Annotated in this window: 12 protein-coding genes; 8 read left to right on the top strand and 4 right to left on the bottom strand. The window is 69.8% G+C overall.

The genetic code is table 11. From position 1 onward, the window contains the following. Positions 1–50 precede the first annotated feature (50 nt). Together BJY22_RS17265 and BJY22_RS17270 are read left to right on the top strand one after the other, a co-directional pair. Positions 51–1,763, top strand: a complete 1,713-nt coding sequence (locus BJY22_RS17265) for a glycoside hydrolase family protein (protein WP_167208009.1) — start codon at positions 51–53, stop codon at positions 1,761–1,763. After that, positions 1,760–4,477 carry a family 78 glycoside hydrolase catalytic domain gene (locus BJY22_RS17270; RefSeq protein WP_167208011.1) on the top strand — a complete coding sequence of 906 codons (2,718 nt, stop codon included), beginning with the start codon at positions 1,760–1,762 and terminating at the stop codon, positions 4,475–4,477. Before BJY22_RS17265 ends, BJY22_RS17270 begins: the two co-directional genes overlap by 4 nt. Before the next feature lie 299 nt (positions 4,478–4,776). On the opposite strand, the gene BJY22_RS17275 is transcribed toward BJY22_RS17270, so the two are convergent. Continuing rightward, positions 4,777–5,781: a substrate-binding domain-containing protein gene (locus BJY22_RS17275; RefSeq protein ID WP_167208013.1), complete on the bottom strand. Its 1,005-nt coding sequence runs from the start codon at positions 5,779–5,781 to the stop codon at positions 4,777–4,779. 180 nt (positions 5,782–5,961) lie between these two features. Here BJY22_RS17275 and BJY22_RS17280 point away from each other — a divergent pair, with 180 nt between their 5' ends. After that, positions 5,962–8,415, top strand: a complete 2,454-nt coding sequence (locus BJY22_RS17280) for a pectinesterase family protein (protein ID WP_167208015.1) — start codon at positions 5,962–5,964, stop codon at positions 8,413–8,415. 6 nt (positions 8,416–8,421) lie between these two features. Continuing rightward, positions 8,422–9,654 carry a hypothetical protein gene (locus tag BJY22_RS17285; RefSeq protein WP_167208017.1) on the top strand — a complete coding sequence of 411 codons (1,233 nt, stop codon included), beginning with the start codon at positions 8,422–8,424 and terminating at the stop codon, positions 9,652–9,654. Between the two features lie 39 nt (positions 9,655–9,693). Here the strand turns inward: BJY22_RS17285 and BJY22_RS17290 are convergent, their stop codons facing one another. The 3 genes from BJY22_RS17290 to BJY22_RS17300 are packed head-to-tail and all read right to left on the bottom strand — an operon-like array spanning position 9,694 to position 13,881. After that, positions 9,694–10,977 (bottom strand): glycosyl hydrolase family 28 protein, encoded by a 1,284-nt coding sequence (locus BJY22_RS17290; RefSeq protein ID WP_167208019.1) that lies wholly within the window; start codon positions 10,975–10,977, stop codon positions 9,694–9,696. Further along, on the bottom strand, positions 10,974–12,470 hold the full coding sequence (locus BJY22_RS17295; protein WP_167208021.1) for a glycoside hydrolase family 28 protein: 1,497 nt from the start codon (positions 12,468–12,470) through the stop codon (positions 10,974–10,976). The genes BJY22_RS17290 and BJY22_RS17295 overlap by 4 nt, the downstream gene beginning before the upstream one ends. Before the next feature lie 10 nt (positions 12,471–12,480). Continuing rightward, positions 12,481–13,881, bottom strand: a complete 1,401-nt coding sequence (locus BJY22_RS17300; RefSeq protein WP_167208023.1) for a glycoside hydrolase family 28 protein — start codon at positions 13,879–13,881, stop codon at positions 12,481–12,483. Between the two features lie 159 nt (positions 13,882–14,040). Between BJY22_RS17300 and BJY22_RS17305 the strand changes: the two genes are divergently transcribed. The 4 genes from BJY22_RS17305 to BJY22_RS17320 are packed head-to-tail and all read left to right on the top strand — an operon-like array spanning position 14,041 to position 21,454. Next, entirely contained in the window at positions 14,041–15,453 is a 1,413-nt protein-coding gene (locus BJY22_RS17305; protein ID WP_167208025.1) for a glycoside hydrolase family 28 protein, read from the top strand. A gap of 25 nt (positions 15,454–15,478) precedes the next feature. Beyond that, positions 15,479–16,486, top strand: a complete 1,008-nt coding sequence (locus BJY22_RS17310; RefSeq protein WP_167208027.1) for a substrate-binding domain-containing protein — start codon at positions 15,479–15,481, stop codon at positions 16,484–16,486. Between the two features lie 55 nt (positions 16,487–16,541). Then, entirely contained in the window at positions 16,542–18,560 is a 2,019-nt protein-coding gene (locus tag BJY22_RS17315) for a beta-galactosidase (RefSeq protein ID WP_167208028.1), read from the top strand. Continuing rightward, the gene (locus BJY22_RS17320) at positions 18,557–21,454 is read left to right on the top strand and encodes a glycoside hydrolase family 2 TIM barrel-domain containing protein (protein ID WP_202891152.1); all 2,898 of its coding nucleotides are present in this window, start codon (positions 18,557–18,559) and stop codon (positions 21,452–21,454) included. Before BJY22_RS17315 ends, BJY22_RS17320 begins: the two co-directional genes overlap by 4 nt. Positions 21,455–21,554: the final 100 nt, after the last annotated feature.

Genomic DNA, 21,554 nt, shown 5'->3' on the forward strand with positions numbered 1-21,554 from the left:
CTGTGGATGACTGGTTGACATCGTGACCTCAGCAGGCAAAGGTTTTCCTCATGGCGATGATCCCAGCGACCCTGCTGCTCGAGGACCGGGCCGCGCTGGCGATGAACGCGGTGACCGGTCTGGCCGACGACGACCTGGACGGCATCCCGTTCTTCAGCGCGAACCTGCTGGCCCGCCCGGCCCGCATGGACCACGGCGACTGGGACTACGGCTCCAGCCACGGCCGGCTCACCGATGCGATCCTGCTGGCCCGCCAGATGACCGGCGGCAAGGACTGGGATCCGCGCTGGGAGACGATCGCGGACCGCTACCGGCAACGCCTCTTCGCGCTGCTCCACGACGACGGGCTCACCTATCGCCAGGCCCACCCGAAGGGTCACTGGCTGCCGAACGCCAACCTGATCGACCAGCGCGCCACGCTGCTCGCCATGACGACCGCGGTGGTCGCCACCGACGACCCGCAGGCGCAGCAGGCGGCCGACCGCCAGGTGGCGGGGCTCAAACGGATCGCGATCAAGGAGCGCGACGTCTGGTTCTACCCCGCCTCGGAGTACACGAAGGACGGCTGGCCGTCGTCGAACGCGATCGACCTCCATCTCGCGCCCGACCCGGCGTCGTTCTCCGGCCGGCTGATCATGCCGCTGCTGCGCTACCACCAGGCGACCGGCAACACCGACGCGCTGGAGCTGTGCGAGTGGTTCGCCCGGCTGATCGTGGAGAAGAGCGGCGTCTACAACGCGGACGGCAGCTTCAACGCGGCCCGCGCGTACCGCAGTGGTCACTTCCACACCCGGGTCGGCACGCTCGAGGGTCTGGCCCGCCTGGCCAGGCACACCGGCGATCACGGGCTGACCGAGTTCGTGCGGCGCAGCTACGACTGGGTGCTCGGTGAGGCGACGAGGTTCGGGTGGACACCCGGCGACCTGGCCGACCAGCAGTACGAGCACGAGACCTGTTCACTCGTCGACCTCGTCGGGCTCGGTACGACGCTGGCCGGTAACGGTCTCACGCAGTACTGGGCGGTCGTCGAGCGGTTCGTCCGCAACCACCTGGCCGCGTCGCAACTGCAGGACGTCAGCTGGGTCGAGTCCGCGCCGGACCGTTCGCAGGACGAGCCCGGCTGGCGGACGTACGTGAACGTCGGCGAGCGCGTGCTCGGCGCGTTCTGCGGGTACGGCGCCCCGAACGACTACGTGTCCGACGTACCACTGGGCCGCGGCCACACGAACGACGTACAGGCCTGCTGTGTCGGGTCCGGAGTACGAGGACTGTTCTGGGCCTGGAACAGCATTGTCACCGGCGACAACCGGCTGACGCGGGTCAACCTGCTGCTGACTCGCGGGCACCACGCGGTCGACGTCGTCAGCCACCTGCCGGTCGAGGGCAAGGTCGAGCTGCACGTCAACGAGCCGATCGACGAGCTGCGGATGCGGATCCCCGAGTGGGCCGGGTACGCGCGGCTCAAGCTGCAGCGCGGCGACGACGAGTGGACCGGCGCCGAGCGGATCTGGGCGCCGGACGGCTACCTGTCGATCCCGCGGCCGCGGCCGGGGGAGCGGATCACGGTGACGTTCCCCGTGGTCGAGCAGACCACCACGGAGCTTGCGGCCGGCAACGAGTTCCGCACCACCTGGCGCGGCGACGACGTGATCGCGATCGACCCGCCGGGCCGGTCCCGCCCGATGTACGGCGACCGTCCGGAACACGCCGGCGGCCTGCGTGAGTACGAGCTCCACCGACCCGAGACGGAGTGGTCCTGGTGACAACTGACTGGGTGCTGTCCGAGCCGCCGACCGAGCTGACGGGGTTGACGGCGTACGACCTGCGTTGTGAGCACCGCGTCGATCCGCTCGGCATAGGTACGGCGCGACCGCGGCTGAGCTGGCGGCTCGCGTCGCCGACCCGCGGCGACCGGCAGGCCGCGTTCCGCGTGCGGGTGTTGCGGGACGGCGTACAGGTCTGGGACAGCGGCTGGAGGGACGAGCCGTCGACGTCCGTCGATCACGGTGGCGCTCCGCTGACGTCGCAGACCGACTACACCTGGCAGGTCGAGGTGCGTGACGCGGCAGGGCGCGTGTCCGGTGCCGAGGCGTCGTTCGCGACCGGCATCTTCCACGACGACGAGTGGGAGGCGCACTGGATCGAACACGACTACGAGACCGACCCGTACTTCGAGCCGCCGGTGGACCGTGCCGAGCCCCGAACGGTGCGGCAGGCAACCATCGCGCCACCGCGGTACTACCGGCGCTCGTTCGAGCTGACGCAGCCGGTGACCCGGGCACGGCTCTACGCCACTGCCCACGGCCTGTACCAGTTCAGTGCCAACGGTCAGCGAGTCGGCAACGACGAGTTGACGCCCGGATGGACCGACTACCGCGAGCGCGTCGCCTACCAGACGTACGACGTGACAGACGTGCTGCGCGAGGGCGAGAACGTGATCGGCGCCGTCCTCGGCGAGGGCTGGTGGTCCGGGTACGTCGGATGGGACACCCGGAGCCACGCGCACCACTACGGCAAGAAGCCGCAACTGCTGGCGCAGCTCGTCGTCGACCATCCGGACGGATCGCGGACCGTGGTCGCGACCGACGGCCGGTGGGTCGAGCGCGTCGGGCCGATCAGGTTCGCGGACCTGCTGATGGGGGAGTCGTACGACGCGCGGCACGAGCTGGGCGACTGGTCGAGCCCGGGGTACGACGCGGGCGAGTGGGCGCCGGCGGGTGACGTCGGCGGTGACGTGTCGACACTGATCGCCATGACGACCGAGCCCGTGCGGGTCACGTCGGAGCTGCCGGCGGTCGCTGTGACAGCGCTCGCACCCGGGCGATTCATCGTGGACCTCGGGCAGAACCTGGCCGGCCGGGTCCGGTTGCGGGTGCGTGGCGCCCAGGCCGGGGACCGGATCCGCCTGCGGCACGGCGAGATGCTGCAGGCCGACGGGGAGCTGTACACCGCGAACCTGCGGACCGCCGACGCGACGGACTACTTCGTCAGCGCCGGCGCGGCCGACGAGTTCTTCGAGCCGGTCTTCACCGTGCACGGCTTCCGGTACGTCGAGGTCGACGGCTACCCGGGTGAGCTGACGGTCGAGGACGTCGCCGGACGGGTCCTGCATTCGGACACTCCGGTCGCCGGGCGGTTCGAGTGTTCGGATCCGGGCGTCAACCAGCTGCTCAGCAACATTCGCTGGGGGCAACGCGGCAACTTCGTCAGCGTGCCCACGGACTGTCCGCAGCGCGACGAGCGCCTCGGCTGGACCGCGGACGCACAGATCTTCCTGCCGACGGCGGCGTACCAGGCCGACGTCCTGACGTTCTTCGAGAACTGGTTCGCCGATCTCGCGGTCGCGCAGACCGACGAGGGCGCGATCCCGGACGTGATTCCGCATGTGATCACCGGCCGGCACGGGACGCCCGCCTGGGCGGACGCGGCGACGATCGTGCCGTGGACCCTGTACCGGATCTACGGCGACGAGCGGGTACTGCGGACCGCGTGGCCGGTGATGCGGCGCTGGGTCGACTACGTGCACCGGGCGAACCCCGATCTGATCTGGCGGAACCGGACGAGCGGTCACTACGGTGACTGGTTGCAGGTCGGCGTCAAGACCGACCGGGATGTGCTCGCGACGGCGTACTTCGCGCGCAGCGTGGAGTTCACGGCGGCAGCCGCTCGGGTGCTCGGGCTGACGGATGACGCAGCGAAGTACGGCGCTCTGCACGATGAGATCGCGGCCGCGTTCGTCGCGGAGTTCGTCGATGCCGAGGGCAAGATTCGTGGTGACACGCAGACGGGGTACCTGTTGGCGCTGGCCTTCGGGTTGTTGCCGGAGCACGCCGAGCAGGCGGCCGTGAAGCATCTCGTCGCGGATCTCGAGCGGCGCGAGCGGTCGTTGACGACCGGGTTCGCCGGCGTGGCGTTGTTGTGCCCGATCCTGACGAAGTACGGGTACGCCGACCTCGCGTACGACCTGCTGCACGACGACCGCTACCCGTCGTGGGGGTACTCGATCAAGCACGGCGCGACGACGATCTGGGAGCGCTGGGACGGGTGGACCGAGGAGAACGGGTTCGGCCCGGTGGCGATGAACTCGTTCAACCACTACTCGCTCGGCTCGGTCGGTGAGTGGCTGTACGGCGACGTCGCCGGCATCAGTCAGTCCGAGCAGTCGATCGGCTTCCGCGACCTCGTCGTCAAGCCCCGCCCCGGCGGCCGCCTGACCTGGGCCGAAGCGTCGTACGACATCCCGTCCGGCCGCGTCTCCACCCGCTGGGAGCTGTCCGACGGCACTCTCACCCTCGACGTGACCATTCCGCCCGGCGCCGACGCGACGATCCACATTCCCACCAAGGACCCCGACTCCACCCAGGAGTCCGGCCGTCCCCTGACCGAGTCCGAGGGCCTCACCCCACTCGACTCAACCCCCGACACCACCCTCTGCCGCGCCGCCCCCGGCACCTACCGCTTCACCACCCCCGCCTAGCCCCAACCCCTTACCCGCTCACCCCGCCCCGCTCGCCCCGCCGTGCGCCCGTGATCAACCGCCTCTCGTGGGTTGACGTCCGAGATGCAGGGTTTGCGTCCAGGATCTCGGACGCAAACCCTGCATCTGGTGGGCCCACCCACCAGATGCGGCTCGAAGAGCAGCCGGGGCGCGGGTGCTGAGGGGAGGGGACGAGCGGTCGCGCGGCGGGCCGGAGGCAGGTGGCTCGGCAGCGGCAGGTGGCCCCGCGGCGGCGGGTGGCTGAGCGGCGGAGCGGGGGGTGAGCGGCGGCGGGTGGGTCAGCGGCGGCGGGGTGGGTGGGCTGTGGAGGCGCGGACGACGAGTTCGCCCTGGACGTGGGTGGTGGCGGGAGTGGGTTCGGGCCCGAAGCGGGACCAGGCCTGGCGGCCGAGTTCGACGGTGGAGGCGGCGTACGTCGTGAGGCCGGGGTCGGTGTGGGCGCTCATCGGGGCGTCGTCGATCCCGGCGACCGAGATGTCGCCCGGGACGGACAGGCCGAGCTCGCGCAGGCGGCTCAGGACGCCGACGGCGACGTGGTCGTTGAAGCAGATCATCGCGGTCGGGTTGTACGAGAGCGCCTCCTCCACCGCCTCCTGCCCGTCGACGAGCGTCGACCCGCACGGCACCCGGATGATGGTGAGACCGGACGCCTCAGGAGAGCGGAACCCCCGCTGGCGTTGCTGATCGGACCACGCGGCCGTCGGGCCCTGCAGGTACGCGATCCTCTTGTGCCCCAGCGACGCGAGGTGTTCGCACAGCGCCCGGACGCCGACGTGATAGTCGACCACCACCGAGCCGACGGCGGGATGCCGCAGTACCCGATTGATGAGCACGAGCCGGCGCGCCGCCTCGGCGACCTCGCGCAGGCGGGGCGTGCTCATCCGCGGCGCGCACAGCAGCAGGCCGTCGACCCATCGCGCGAGCTCGATCGCGGATCGGTACTCCTGCTCCGGGTCCTCCTCGGTGCCGGCCACCAGCGTGTGGTGATCGTCGGCGGCCGCCTCCGCGGCGACCCCTTTGAGGATCTCCGCGAAGTACGGATTGCCGAGGTCCGGTACGACGACGCCGACCGTGCGGCTGCTTCCGCGCAGCAGTGTCTGCGCGGCCGGGTTCGGCCGGTAGCCGACGTCCTGGGCGGCCGTGCGGACCCGCTCGGCGACCTCCGGCGACACCGGCTTGCCCCCGCTCAGCACCCGCGACACGGTCGCCGTCGACACCTCGGCCAGCCGCGCCACGTCATGGATCGTGGCACGGGCGGCGGGCTTCGCAGCAGGCTTTCTCACGCGCCCATTGGACCATGAGCACCGCCCAGATCGCTGCCGCCAGAACAATGTAAACCTTTTCCCGATTTCCCGGGACGAACTCTTGACGCCGCCGCGCTGCACTGCGACGGTAACCGGGAAAAGCATTACCCGCCCACCGCCCCGGGCTTGTGTTGCGGCGGTCCGCGCGAGGAGAACACCGTGCGAAATCGTCTCTTGAGTCTGTGTCTGGCCGTGCTCGTCGCGGCCGGCGTGCTGACCGCGTCGGCCACCGCGTCCACCAGGGCGAGCGCCGCCAACCCGGCGACGTACGGCCCGTTCGACCCGCGGATCGAGCTCGACGGTCACTGGGGCCGTGACGACGACGTCGCGATCACGGTGAACTCCGGATCGTCGGTTCGCTTCCGCTTCACCGGGTCACAGCTCGGCGCGCTGTTCGACACCGCGTCGATCACCGTCCCGGCCCAGCTGTACGTCGCCGTCGACGGGCAGGCGCCCGTCCTGCACAAGGTGGACGCGGAGCGCAAGGTGTTCGCCGAGGGGCTCGACCCGGCGGTCGCGCACACCGCGGAGATCCTGGTCAAGGACGTCGACGAGTACGTGAACCGCTGGAACGTGCCGCTGCAGACGGGCGTCGTGCTGGAGAAGATCGAGCTCGCGCCAGGCGCCAAGCTGATCCCGCTGCCGACCACGGCGGAGCACCGCATCGAGTTCTACGGCGACTCGATCACCCAGGGCGTGATGGCGCTGTGCGCCGAGCTGGGCACCGACTGCGCCGACGGCACCAAGGCGTACCCGCACCTGGTCGGCAAGGCCTTCGGCGCGGACACCAACCAGGTCGGCTTCGGCAAGCAGGGCATCCTGCAGCCCGGTCACGGCGGCGTCGGGACAGCGGCCGAGTCGTTCGGCTGGAACCTGGCCGGCTTCCCGGCCACCGGGTTCGACCCCGAGGCCGTCGTCGTCAACTTCGGCACGAACGACGCCGCGTACCCGAGCGCCGAGTTCACGCCGGCGTACCTCGCCTATCTGCGGAAGATCCGTGCCGCCGACCCGCAGGCGCTGATCGTTGCCCTCCGCCCGTTCAACGGCACGCATGCCGACGACATCAAGACCGCCGTCGCCGCCGCGAACGACCGCAGGATCGTTTACGTCGACACGACAGGCTGGCTCGGCCCGGACGACTTCAACGGCAGCACGCACCCGAACATCCAGGGGCACCAGGTCGCCGCCGGCAAACTCACCGCGGTCATCAAGCAGCTGACGGGCTGGTCCACCGGACCGATCGGAAAGCCGAAGCTCGCTCCGGTGGACGTCGAGGAGGCGACCTGCTCGGACACCCCGCTCACCCTGACGTTCGACGGACCCGTCCGACTCGGCGTCACCGGCAAACTCCGGATCCACCAGGCGAACGGCGAGGTCGTCGACACGATCAGCCTCGCGGATCTCACGTCGTACCACCGGACGGTCGGCGGCGCGCGGACGGACTACGACCAGGTGCACACGTGGACGTACCAGGCGGTCGTCGTCGACGGCCGGACCGTGAAGGTCTACCCGCACCAGCGCCTGGCGCCGGGACAGCTGTACTACGTGACGGTCGATCCCGGTTTCGTGCTCGGCGATCCCGGCATCACCGGGGCGAACGAGTGGCGGTTCCGGACGCAGCGCGACCCCAGCACCGACGACACCCTGCGGGTGGACGCCCAAGGGGGCGGTGACTTCTGCACCGTGCAGGCGGCGATCGACTTCGTGGGCGAGGGGCACAAGTCCTCGATCGACGTCGGTCCGGGCCTGTACCGCGAGCTGGTCTGGGTGCCGCCGACCAAGCCGGGTCTGACGATCCGCGGTGCGGGTGCGGGGAAGACCGTGATCGGATACCCGAACAACAACCTGCTGAACGGCGACTCCGCGATGGGCAGCGTCCCGGTCGAGCAGTCGTACTGCCAGCGCCGCGTCATCCCGCAGTCCGACCGCTTCAACTGCTGGCGCTCCGCGATGGCCGTCTTCGCCGACGACTTCACGATGTCGGACGTGACGGTGCGCAACCTCACGCCGTACCGCGGTTCGCAGGCCGAGGCGTTCTTCGGGAACGGCAGCCGGATCGTCCTGGCCCGCGTCCGGATCCTCGGGTACCAGGACAGCCTCCGCCTGCAGGGACAGGCGTTCGTGACGAACAGCTACGTCGAGGGCGATGTGGACTTCGTCTGGGGCACCGGCGGGGTGTTCATGCAGGACTCGGAGCTGAAGGCGCTGCACGAGGGCTATTACAACCAGGTCCGCAACATCGACAACGGACCCGGCAACATCTTCGTCCGGGTCCGGCTGACCCGTGCGCCGGAGGTGGCCGACGACAGCGTGTTCCTAGCGCGGGCGGAGCTCAGCCGGTTCCCGGCGAGCCAGGCCGTGTTCATCGACTCGGCCATGGACAGCCACGTGAAGAAGACCGGCTGGCTGATCACCAGCCCCAACGACTGTGCGGCAGCAGGCCAGCTCCGGTTCTGGGAGTACCACAGCACCGACCTGACCGGCCGCCCGCTCGACACCACCGCACGACTGGCGTGCTCCCGGCAGCTCGGCGACGACGAGGCAGCGAAGCTGCGCGACCCGGCGTCCGTGTTCGGCGGCTGGCACCCGGTTGTTCCCCGCCTCGAAAGGTGATCCATCATGATGAACGTCAACCGTCGGGCCATTCTCGGAGGTGCTCTCGCCGTGACTGCCGGCAGCGCCGCCGGGTGGCCGCGGACCGCGGCCGCGACGGAGGTTCCCGCGGGCGGTGTGCAGCCGCGCCCGGCGCCGCGTCCCGTCGCGCCGGTGAATGCTGAGGTCGCGGCCGCCCACGCGGCGATCTACAAGACCCTGCCGGAGGTCGTCGTCGGGGTCGACGTCGAGGACCTGATGAAGATCCACACCGCCGCCGACGCGGACGTGCTGCGCCCGCAGCTGGTCGCGCAGGTGTGGAAGGACACCGGCGTCCTGCCGACCGGGCTGCCGACGGTACGGCGCGATGTCGGCGTCCCGGCGGAGGTGCCCGAGTTCACCGGCGTACGGCGCTACGACAAGCTCGACGTCGCGATGCCGTTCGGGTACATCGCCACGGTGTTCGTCCTCGAGCCGACGCTGAGCCCGCACCGGCGCGTCGCGTTCTACCACAACGGGCACGGTGAGGGCCTGGACACGATGCAGCGGGTCGCGCAGGGCCTGCTCGACCACGGGTACACCGTGCTGCTGTTCGCGATGCCGTTCTACCACTGGAACCCGAAGACCCTGCAGGACCCGGCGGACCCGACGCAGCAGTTGCAGCCGTCCCACAACGACCTGCCGCTGTGGGAGTCGGCGACGTACTCGCCGCTCGCGCTCTTCATGGAGCCGCTGGCCGTCGCGATGAACTACGTCCAGGAGACGTACCGTCCGTCGTCCGTGCAGATGATCGGACTGTCCGGCGGCGGCTGGGCGACGACCGTCTACCCGGCGCTCGACACCCGGATCACGCGGTCGTACCCGACGGCCGGCTCGCTGCCCTTCTTCGTCCGGCCGGGGTCGCCGAAGCCGAGCCCGACGCGGGGCGACTGGGAACAACGGCTGGACAAGCAGCCGGGGCTCTACGGGCTCGCCGACTTCCCGGACTTCTACGCGCTCGCGTCGGTCGGGAAGAACCGCCGGCAGATCCAGATCCTCAACCGGTTCGACGACTGCTGCTTCAACGGCGTCGGCCACCGGTCGTACGAGGCGGCGGTGCGGCAGCGGATCGCGGTGATCGGGACCGATGCGGTGAGCAACGAGTCGAACGGTCACTGGGAGCTGCTCGAGGACGCCACCCACGGCGACCACACGATCAGCCCGTACGCGCTGTCGGTCATCCTGTGGGACCTGGACGTCAACTGCTCCCACCTGCCGTGAGCTGAGGACAAGGGGCGGCCCGGTGGACCGCCCCTTGTCTCACCTGATCTGGTGAACGTCCTTCACCGGGTGCCCGTTGACGGTCACGCTGTCGAACGTGAGCGCGGCATGCTGCACCGTGCTCGGCTGGTCGACGGTGAACTCGCAGTCGACCAGGCGGAAGTCCTCGATCCGCGAGTGCCGGTAGCCACGCAGCAGCAGCGCGTTGCGGGCCTGTTCGACCTTGACGCCGCGGAGTTCGACGTTCCGGACGTACGGCGTCAGCGGGCCGGCCTCGCCCTCGCCGCGGTAGAAGTTGCACTGGACAACTTCCTTCAGGACCTTCGTGACCGTGATGTCGCGCAGGTAGACGTTCTCCACGAACCCGCCGCGAACCGCGTTCGTCTTGATGTACAGGGCGAAGTACGGCCCGCCGATCGTGCAGTTGCGGACGTAGACGTTGCGGATGCCGCCGGTGAGGTCCGAGCCGAGCGTGATCGCGCCGTACTTGACCCCCAGCTCGCAGTCCTCGATCAGCACGTCCTCGGTCGGTACGTCGACCCGCAGCCCGTCGGCCTCGCGACCGGACTTGAGCACGATGCAGTCGTCGCCGGCGTCGATGACACAGCCGCTGATCACGACCGAGCGGCACGACTCGAGGTCGATGCCGTCGTTGTTCGGGCCGTGGGAGTCGATCACGACGTCCCGGATCGTCACGTTGCGGCACAGGACGGGATGCAGTTGCCAGAACGGCGAGCGGATCAGGGTCACGCCCTCGATCAGCACGTTCGTGCAGTTGTACGGCTGGACGAAGCTCGACCGCAGCCGGTGCCCGGCGTCGCGGTCCGCGAGCGGTACGCCGTACCAGCTCTGTTCCCGGAGACGCCTGAACTCCTCGTCGCACTCGTGGAACCACTGCCACCAGGTGTCCCACGAGCCTTGGCCGTCGAGCGTGCCGGTGCCGGTGATCGCGATGTCGGTGCAACCGTTCGCGTAGATCATCGGCGAGTAGTTGAGCACCTCGACGCCCTCGTACCGGGTCTCGACCACGGGCAGGTAGTCGGAAGGATCGGTGCTGAAGCGGAGCGTGGCGCCTTCGGAGACGTGCAGCTCGACGTGGGAACGAAGGTGGATCGGGCCGGTGTGCCAGGTGCCGGGCGGTACGACGACACGGCCGCCGCCGGACTCGCTGCAGGCCCGGACGGCGGCCGCGATACCGGCGGTGGCGTCGTTCTCGACCGCGCCGTACGAGGTGATGGGGAAGTCGACGGCGGGAAAGGCAGGCGGCCGGACGTCGGCGAGGATGCGCTCGACGTCCGGCCAGCCGGGGGCGTGGTCTGTCACAGGAGCTGCGCCGGGTCGGTGATGAGCTGCCCGTTGACCGTGAAGTTCTGGAACGTCAGCTGGGTGTCCTGGATCGAGCTCGGTGAGTCGATGCTGGTGTAGGTGCAGTCGATCAGGCGGAAGTCCTGGATCGGCGACCGCGGGTAGCCGAAGATCGAGAACGCGTTGCGCGCATGGCCGACGGTGATGTTGCGCAGCTCGACGTTGCGCACCCGCGGCGTCAGCGGGCCGACGTCGCCCTCGCTGCGGTAGAAGTTGCAGGACACGACTTCCTTGGTCAGGTTGGAGATCTCGAGGTCGCGCAGGTAGATGTTCTCGGCGAAGCCGCCGCGGACCGAGTTCGTCTTGATGTACAGGCCGAAGTACAGGTACGGGCTGCCCAGCGTGCAGTTGCGGACGAACACGTTCCGGACGCCGCCGGTCATCTCGCTGCCGATCGTGATCGCGCCGTAGCGGATGTTCATCGTGCAGTCCTCGATCAGGATGTTCTCCGACGGCACGTTGATCCGCAGGCCGTCGGCGCCCTTGCCGGACTTGATCGCGATGCAGTCGTCGCCGCAGTTGAACGTGCAGTCCTGGATGTGGACGTACTGCGAACTCTCCGGGTTGACGCCGTCGTTGTTCGGGCCGCGGGTGTCGATGGTCAAGCCCCGGACCGTGACGTTGCGGGACAGCACCGGGTGCACCTCCCAGAACGGCGACCGCAGGATCGTCAGGCCCTCGATCAGCACGTTGCGGCAGGACTGCGTCTCGATGAACGCGGCGCGCAGATGGTGCCCGGGGCCGAACACGCGGTCCTTCACCGGCACGCCGTCGGCCACCATCTTCTGCAGCGTCTGCGCGTCCGCACCGCCCGGGCCCGTCCAGGACCACCAGGTCTCCCAGGTCCCGCCGCCGTCGAGCGTGCCGCTGCCGGTGAGCGCGATGTTCTCGCAGTCGCGCGCGTAGATGAACGGCGAGTAGTTCATCAGCTCCTGGCCCTCGAACCGGGTCAGGACGACCGGGAGGTACTGCTCCGGGTCGCTGCTGAAGAGCAGCGTCGCGCCTGCGGACACGTGCAGGTTGACGTTCGACCTCAGGTGGATCGCGCCGGTCAGGAAGGTCCCGGCCGGTACGACGACCCGCCCGCCGCCGGCGTTGTGACAGGCCGCGATCGCCTTCGCGATCGCGTCGGTCGCCAGGGTGGTGGCGTCGGGGACCGCGCCGAAGGTCGTGATCGAGAAGTCGCGATCCGGGAACTGCGGCGGCCGGATGGTGGACAGAATGTGCCCGACATGCCCCCACCCGGGCCCCGGGTCGAGGTCGGCCGAAGAACCGAACTCCGCCGCCGCACCACCGCCTCCCGCACTGCCGCTTCCCGCGCCCGCGCCACCCGCGCCCGCACCGCTCGCGCCGCCGGCGGCGGCCGGGCCGGCGCCGAGGCTCGTAGCCGTGCCGGCGAGGGCTGCGGCGGCGCCCAGGCGGAGGAAGTTCTTCCGAGTCAGGTCATCCATGTGAGGCTCCTCAGTTGTCGACGCGGGCGCCGTTGATCCAGACCTGGTCCAGGCGCAGGCCCTCGACGTGCTCGATCACGTTGTCCTCGGTGATCGCGTCGAAGCGGCACTGGTGCAGGTGGATGTCGCGCAGCGGGTCGTCGGTCAGGCCGAGCAGGTTCAGGGCCCGCGGCGCGGACGCCACGGTGAGTTGGCTGATCGTGATGCCGTGCACGTCCGGCGGGTACGCGCCGGTGATCACGTTGGCGTAGTTGAGCACGATCTCGATCGCGGCGTCCGCGGCCTGTCCGACGGTGACCCGCCGTACGTCGATGTTCGCGATCGTCCCGCCGCGCTGCGGGTTGCTCTTGATCCGGATCGCCCGCTCGAGGTGCGGGCTGCTCATCCGGCAGTCCCGGACGAAGATGTCCATGACGCCGCCGCTGGTCTCGCTGCCGGCCGTCACGCCGCCGTTCCCGTCGGCCATCTCGCAGTTGCGTACGACGGCGTACCGGGACGGCACGTTCACCCGGCGGCCGTCGGCGTCCTTGCCGGACTTGAACGCGATGCAGTCGTCACCGGTGGAGATCGTGCAGTTCTCGATCAGGACGTCGGTGCAGGACTCGGGGTCGATGCCGTCGTTGTTCGGGCCGTGCGGACTGTCGACGGTGACGCCGCGGACGGTGACGTTGCGGCAGAGCACCGGGTGGATGTTCCACATCGGGGAGTCCTTGACGGTGATGCCGTCGAGCAGGACGTTCTCGCAGCGGTTGAACTGCAGGAGGTTCGGCCGCAGGTAATGCCCCTCACCGAACACGCGCTCCTCGACCGGGACACCCTCCGCGGCCATCTGCAGCAGGGTCGTCTTGTCGGGTCCCTCGTTCGGCGGCGGCCCGCCGGTCCAGTCCCACCAGTGCGTGGCGTCGGCGCGGCCGTCGAGCATTCCCTGGCCGGTGACCGCGATGTCGCGCTGCCCGTAGGCGTAGACGAAGGCCGAGTAGTTGTAGCACTCGGTCCCCTCGTAGCGCGTCGGCACGACAGGGAGGTACGCCGCCGGGTCGTGACTGAACGCGAGCCGCGCACCCTTCTTCAGGTGCAGGTCGACCCGGCTCAGCAGGTGGACCGCGCCGGTCCGGTAGTCGCCGGCCGGTACGACGACATGCCCGCCGCCGTCGCGGTGACACGCCTCGATCGCCGCGCGGAGGGCCGCCGTACAGTCGGTGGCGTCGTCGCCGACGGCACCGAAGTCGGTCACGTCGTACCAGCGGTCCGGGAACAGCGGCGGGCGGATCCGGCTGAGGATCTCGATCACCTGCGCGTCGGGAGCGGGGCCGGCGGCGGCCGGGGCGGTACCGCCGCCGAGCGTGGCTCCGCCGGCGAGAACAGCTCCACCGGCGAACAGGACAGTACGGCGACGAAGTGGGGCGGGCATCCGCGGCCTCCTAGCATGCAAACGATTGCAACCGATCGTGCCCGCAGAGCGCGGCAGTGTCAACGCCTGGCGCGACCGAACTCTTGACCGGCCTGAAATCTCTTGGATACTTGCGGGCAAAGCTTTACCCCACCCCGCTGTGAGGAAGGGGCTCCGCCCATGCGTCCCACCCGCCGTCAGCTGCTCGCCACCGGTCTCGGAGGTGTTGTTGCCGCAGGCATCGGATTGCCCGCTGCTGCCGATCCGAGTGCCGATCCGAGTGCCGATCCGAGTGTCGAAGGTCTGGTCCGGTCCAGGATCCGGCCGCCGCTGTTCCGTGACGCCTGGTTCCCGATCACGCAGTACGGCGCCACGCCCGAGGACGCCACCGCGGGCATCGCCGCCGCGATCTCCGCCTGCCACCGGGCCGGCGGCGGGCACGTCGTCGTACCGCCCGGAGTGTGGCACACCGGTGCGATCAACCTGCTGAGTTACGTCGACCTGCACCTGGAGGAGGGAGCGACGCTGCGGTTCAGTACGGATCCGGCGGCGTACCTGCCGGTCGTGCGGACCCGGTGGCAGAGCGTCGAGCTCTACAACTACTCGTCGCTGATCCGCGCCGAGGGCCAGACCGGAATCGGGATCACCGGCAAGGGCGTGCTCGACGGCGCCGGCGACAACGAGCACTGGTGGTACTGGATCGGCAGCGGACAGTACGGCTGGCACACCGGCCTGCCGAACCAGCGCGCCGACTGGGCCGAGCTGGAGCGGATGAACAACGAGCAGATCCCGCTCGAGGAGCGCGTGTTCGGCGCGGGGCACTATCTGCGGCCGAGCTTCATCCAGCCGTTCCGCTGCGAGGGCGTGCTGATCGAGGGCGTGACCGTCAAGGACTCGCCGATGTGGACCATCCACCCGCTCGAGTGCCGCAATGTCACCGTGCGTGGCGTCACGGTCGAGAACCTGGGTCCGAACGGCGACGGCTGCAACCCGGAGTCCTGTACCGACGTCCTGATTCGCGACTGCACGTTCGCGACCCACGACGACTGCATCGCGATCAAGTCCGGCCGGGACGCCGACGGCCGCCGGCTCGGGATGCCGTCGCGCGGGATCATCGTCGAGGACTGCACGTTCGTCAGCGGTGGCGCCGCGGTGGCTGTCGGTAGTGAGATGAGCGGCGGTGTCGCGGACGTCTTCGTCCGGCGGTTGTCCGCGCCGGCCGACCCGGCCGCGGACGAGGCCTACCTGCAATGGCTGCTGTGCGTGAAGTCCACTTCGACACGCGGTGGCTATGTCCACACTGTCGATGTCCGCGACGTGGATTCGCGAGCGTGGATGTATCGTCCATTGGAGATCACTTTCAGCTACCAGGGAGGTGGCGACCAGTCGTTGTTCCCCGATGTGCGTGACATCCGCTTGGATGCGGTCCGGGTGGCCCGGGCCGAGCGGGCGTACCGCGTCGTGGGGGCGCAGACGCAGCACATCCGGTCGGTGGCGATCAGCAACAGCCGGTTCGACGAGGTCGCGGCGGAGGCTGTCGTACAGTACGCCGACGACGTGACGATCCGGAACGTGTGGATCGGCCAGACTTAGAGGATTTCAGGCTTAGGGGACAGCGGTGGCGGAGCGGGTTCGGCTGATCGACGTGGCGCGCGAGGCGGGCACGTCGGTCTCGACCGTGTCGAGGGCGCTGAACGGTTCCGACCTGATCTCACCCGAGGTGGTCGCCCATGTCCGCGCGGTGGCCGGCCAGCTCGGGTACCGCGCGGACAAGCGGGCGCAGGAGTTCAAGCTCGGCCGCCCGCTGACCGTCGGCGTGACCGTGCCCGACCTGACGAACCCGTTCTTCTCCGAGGTCCTGAAAGGACTGAACGCCGCCGCGCGCGCCGGCGGCTACCGCCTGCTGATCGGCGAGAGCAGTGAGGATCCGGCCGAGGAGCTGCGGCTGGTCGAAGAGCTGGTCGACTACTCCGGTGCGCTGGTGCTGTGCAGTTCCCGGCTGAATCGCGCGGGGCTGGAGAAGGCGCTCGCGCAGCCGGTGCCGGTGGTCTGCATCAACCGCACCGTGAAGAACGCCGGTGTGGTCGCGATCGACTACCGCGTCGCCAGCCGGCTGCTGCTGGAGCACCTCACCGGTCTGGGCCATCGCCGGGTCCTGTACGTCGGCGGTCCGGCGACCTCCTGGTCCGACGGCGAGCGCCGCCGGACGTTGCGGCGTACGGCACGTGCCCTCGACGTGACGCTCGACGAGGTCGACGGCGGCTGGTCCGGGAACCACGGGTACGACGCCGGCCCGACCGTGCTGCACAGCCGGGCGACCGCGGTGATCACGTTCAACGACCTGGTCGGGATCGGGCTGCTGAGCTGGATGTACGACAACGGCGTCGAGGTCCCGTCCGAGCTGTCCGTCGCGTCGTACGACGACATTCCGATCGCGGCGTACTCGCGGCCGCCGCTGACGTCGCTGCGCAACGAGCGGGCCAAGCTGGGCGAGCTGGCCTGGCAGCAGCTCACCAAGCGGCTCGGCGGCGACGACTGGCCGGCGCCGGACCTGCTCGCGCCGGAGCTCGTGGTGCGGGCGAGCACCGGGCCGGCCCGGCGGAGGGCACGCATCCGCGCGAGCTGAAATCCCTGTTTGCAAACGATTGCACGCGGCCCTTGGCGTCGGTTAGCGTTGGCGCATGCTGCCGCCACATGTCGTGCTGGGGACGGCCTACTACCCGGAGTACCTGCCGCGTTCGGCCGGCGACCGGATCGCTGCCGACCTCGACCTGATGGTTGCGGCCGGCCTTACCGCGATCCGTGTCGGGGAGTCGGTCTGGTCGACCTGGGAGCCACGGGACGGCGTCTTCGACCTCGAATGGATCCGCCCGGTGCTCGACGGCGCGGCCGGGCGTGGGATCGCGGTGATCCTCGGGACGCCGACGTACGCCGTGCCGCCGTGGCTGCAACGAGCGCACCCGGAGATCGCGGCCGAGCGGCGCAGCGGTGTCCCGGTGCCGTGGGGGATCCGGCAGGAGATCGACTACGGGCAGCCCGCGTTCCGGTTCCATGCGGAGCGCGTGGTGCGCCGGATCGTCGAGCGGTACCGCGACCATCCGGCGGTGATCGGGTACCAGGTCGACAACGAGCCAGGTGTGCTGCTGGCGCACAACGCGTCCGCGTTCCAGGCGTTCGTCGACCGGCTGCGGCGTGAGTACGGTGATGTCGAGACGCTGAACGAGGCGTGGGGGCTGACGTACTGGTCGCATCGGTTGAGTGAGTGGTCGGAGCTCTGGCGCCCGGACGGGAACAGCACGCCGTCGTACGACCTGGCCTGGCGACGGTTCCAGGCGGAGCGGACGACCGAGTTCATCGGCTGGCAGGCGGAGCTGGTGAAGGCGTTGCGGCGCCCGGGACAGTTCGTGACGACCTGTGTGGCGTACGACCGGCCGGCCGTGGCCGACGTACCGCTGACCTCACGGCTGGATGTTGCCGCAGGCAACATCTACGTGGACGTCCAGGACGGGCTGGCGCGGCCGGCCCGGCCGTCGCGGCTCGAGCCCGGATGGATCGGGCGGAGCGTCGCCGAGCTGTTCCTGGCGGCGGACCGGGTGTACGGATCGCGGGGCGAGCCGTTCCTGGTGACCGAGACGAACGCCACCGCGATCGGCGGCTCGCACCAGAACCGGCCGCCGTACGACGGCCAGCTCCGGCAACTCGCCTGGGCGATGGTGGCGCGCGGCGCGCGGATGATCGAGTACTGGCACTGGCATTCGATCAACCACGGGGCGGAGACGTTCTGGGGCGGGATCCTCGGACACAGTCTGGAGCCGGGGCGGGTCTACCGCGAGATCGCCGCGGTCGGGGCCGAACTGGCGGAGGCCGGTTCGTCGGTTGCCGAGCTCACGCCGGACGTCGACGTCGCGGTGCTGTGGTCGAACGAGAGCGACTGGGCGCTGCAGTTCCAGCCGCCTCTGGCCACGCCTGGAGGTTCGCCGGACAAGGCGTCGTACCGGACGATCGTGGGGGCGTTCTACGGCGGGATCCTGGACGCCGGCCTCCGGCCCGGGGTGGTGCCGGTCGAGCGGCTCGAGGCTGCGTTGTCCGCGCCTGTGGTGGTCGCGGCGGGGATGTATGTCGCGCCGGATGGCTTGCTGGATCGCCTGGTCGAGTACGCGCGCGACGGCGGGCACCTGATCGTCGGGCCGCGGACGGGATACGCGGACGAGGAGGCGCGGCCGCGGGTCGCACCGGCACCGCCGCGGCTGGGCGAAGCGGCGGGCGTGACGTACCAGGAGTTCGAGAACCTGGACTCCGCGCTGCCGGTGACTGGGCTTCGCGGGCAAGCGACGCGGTGGGCGGAGACGTTGATCGTTGACGATGCCGAGGTGCTGGCGTCGTACCAGCATCCGGGTGGTGAGCGCCGGCCGATCGTCACGACCAAGCGCTGCGGTGCCGGGCGGGTGACGTATGTCGGGACCGTGCCGGATACGGAGTTGGCGGCCGCATTGTGGACGGCGTCGTACGGCGAGTCGCGGTTGTTGGCGCCGTCGGTCACCGCGTTGTCGGCGGTGAACGCCGCGGGCGAGCGGCTGTGGTTCGTGCACAACTGGTCCGGGACGGCGGTGGTTGTCGAGCCGCCCGGGTTCGAGCAGTTCGAGTTGGGTCCGTGGGACGTCCGGGTGCTCAGGGAGAGCGTCCAGGGGGAGGCACAGTGAGGTACTTCGAGGATCTGACGCCGAGCACCGGGGCCCGGGAGCCGCGCGCGTGGCTGAGGTCGTCCCGGCCGCGCCTGAGCCTGAACGGCCGCTGGCAGTTCAGGTTGTGGCCGACCGCTCCGGACGGTGAGCCGCGTCCGGACGGCTGGGGTGAGCTGGAGGTTCCGGGGCACTGGGTGCTGCAGGGGCACGATCGGCCGCGGTACACGAACACGGCGTTCCCGTTCCCGATCGATCCGCCGTACGCACCGGACGCGAATCCGACCGGCGACCACTTCCGCTGGTTCGACCTGCCGGACAACTGGCCGGCGGACGGCGCCGTACTGCGCTTCGAGGGCGTCGACTCGTGCTTCAAGGTGTGGGTGAACGGCGTCGAGGCCGGCACCGCGAAGGGAAGCCGCCTGCCGAGCGAGTTCACCGTCGGCCACCTGCTGCGACCGGGGCGGAACTCACTGGCGGTGCGGGTACACCAGTGGTCGTCGGGTTCGTACCTCGAGGACCAGGACATGTGGTGGCTCCCGGGGATCTTCCGGGACGTCACGTTGCTCGCGCGGCCGCTGATCGACGACGTCTTCGTGCACGCGTCGTACGACCATCTGACCGGGGCGGGGACACTGCGGGTGGAGACGGTTGTTGAAGGGGCGCCCGACGCCGTGGTGCGGGTTCCCGAGTTGGGGGTGGTGGCCGAGCCCGGCGTGCCGGTGACTGTTCCGGTGGTGGAGCCGTGGTCGGCCGAGCTGCCGCGGTTGTACGACGCGACGGTCGAGGTGCCGGGGGAGACGGTCGAGCTGCGGATCGGGTTCCGGACCGTGGCGATGGTGGACGGGGTGTTCACCGCGAACGGGCGGCCGCTGTTCTTCCGCGGCGTGAACCGTCACGAACACGACGAGCGGCGCGGCCGGGCGATGACGGTCGAGGCAATGCGGCAGGACCTGGTGCTGATGAAGCAGCACAACGTCAACGCCGTACGGACCGCCCACTATCCGCCGCATCCCGCATTCCTCGACCTGTGCGACGAGCTGGGGCTGTGGGTGATCGACGAGTGCGACATCGAGACGCACGGCTTCATCTACACCGACTGGCGCGGCAATCCGGCCGACGACCCGGCGTGGGCGCCGATGATGCTGGACCGGATGCGGCGGATGGTCGAACGCGACAAGAACCACCCGAGCGTCGTGATCTGGTCGCTCGCCAACGAGAGCCACCGCGGGCGGAACTTCGGTGAGCTGGCGGCGTGGACCCGGGACCGGGACCCGGGCCGGGCGGTGTTCTACGAACGGGACCGGACGTACGAGTTCTCGGACTTCTACAGCCTGATGTACCCGCCGCTGGAGGACCTGGAGGCGATCGGGACCCGGACGGAGGACGTACCGGAGGAGACCGCCGGCGACCCTTCGCTGGAGGCGAGGCGCCGCGCGCTGCCGTTCGTCCTCGCCGAGTACGCACATGCGATGGGCAACGGGCCCGGTGGTCTCGCCGACTACCAGCGGATCCTGGAGCGCTATCCGCGGTTGCAGGGCGGGTTCCTGTGGGAGTGGATCGACCACGGTCTTCTGTTGCCTGGGGCAACCGACCATGTGTACGGCGGTGACTTCGGCGAGCAGCTGCACGGGGCGAACTTCTGTATCGACGGGTTGCTGTTCCCGGACCGTACGCCGTCGCCGGGCCTGACGGAGTACAAGAAGGTCATCGAGCCGGTGCGCATCACCGGGCCGGATCCGCTCGTCGTCCACAACCATCGGACGTTCACGGGCGTGGACGATCTGGAGTTCCTGTGGTCGGTGGCCGAGGACGGTGTCGAGGTGGACGCCGGCCGGTTGGATGTTCCTGATGTCCCGCCGGGGGAGTCGATCGAGCTGGGGCTTGTTCTGCCTGCGTCTTCCGGGGTGGAGCGGGTGCTGACTGTACGCGCGGTGCTGGCGAAGGACGAGGCGTGGGCCACGGCGGGGCATGAGGTTGCCTGGGCGCAGTTCGTACTGGAGGAGCCAGCTGTGGTGGCTGTTCCGGCTGGTCCCGTGGTTGAGAGCGGGGACGTACTGCGGCTTGGTGGGGGTGAGTTCGACCGTAGTACTGGGCGGCTGACTCGACTGTTCGGGCAGGAGGTCGATGGGCCGGTGCTGGACCTGTGGCGTGCTCCGACCGACAACGACAACGGGCAGGGCGGGCGGAACGGCGTCACCCAGGAGTGGCGCGCCGCCGGGCTCGACAGGCTGCTGCACCGGGTCGACACGGTCGACGTGGTGGACGACGAGCTGGTCGTCCGGACGCGGGTGGCGCCTGAAGGGCTGGGCGTCGGCGTGCGTACGACGTACCGGTGGAGCGCTGATGAGGACGTGCTGCGGTTGACCGTGGACGTGGAGCCGGAGGGGGAGTGGGGCGGTACTGCGGTCACACCGCGCTGCGGGAGCTGGCCGCGGGTCGGCGTACGAATGACGTTGCCTCAGGCAATGGAGAAGGTGCGCTGGTACGGCGGCGGGCCGGGTGAGGCGTACGCCGACAGTCGCGAGGCGGCCCGTGTCGGCCTGTACACGCGAACCGTCGACGATTTGCAGACGCCGTACGTCGTCCCGCAGGAGAACGGTGCCCGCGTCGACGTCCGCTGGGCCGAACTGACCGATGCCGAGGGCAATGGTGTCCGCGTGACCGGTGCCCCACACTTCCAGCTCACCGCGCGCCGCTGGACCACGGAGGACCTGGAAGCAGCCCGCCACCGCTCGGACCTGACCCCTCGCGACCACATCTACCTCAACCTGGACCTAGCCCAAACCGGCCTAGGCTCAGCCTCCTGCGGCCCAGCCGCCACAGCCCCACACATCCTGGAAGTCGCGCCCTACACCTTCACCCTGCACTTCCGCCCAGTCCCATCGCCCGATCCCCGGACCAAGGCCGACTGAGGCGCCGAGCCGACTGAGGCGCCGGGCCGACTGAGGTACGCGGCTGCGTGCGCCTCTCGTGCGGATGGCGGGATGTTTCACCGCTCACCTGCTGCAACCC

Origin of the sequence: Kribbella shirazensis, from assembly GCF_011761605.1 — a bacterium.
In the GTDB taxonomy this organism is placed as follows: Bacteria; Actinomycetota; Actinomycetes; order Propionibacteriales; family Kribbellaceae; genus Kribbella; species Kribbella shirazensis.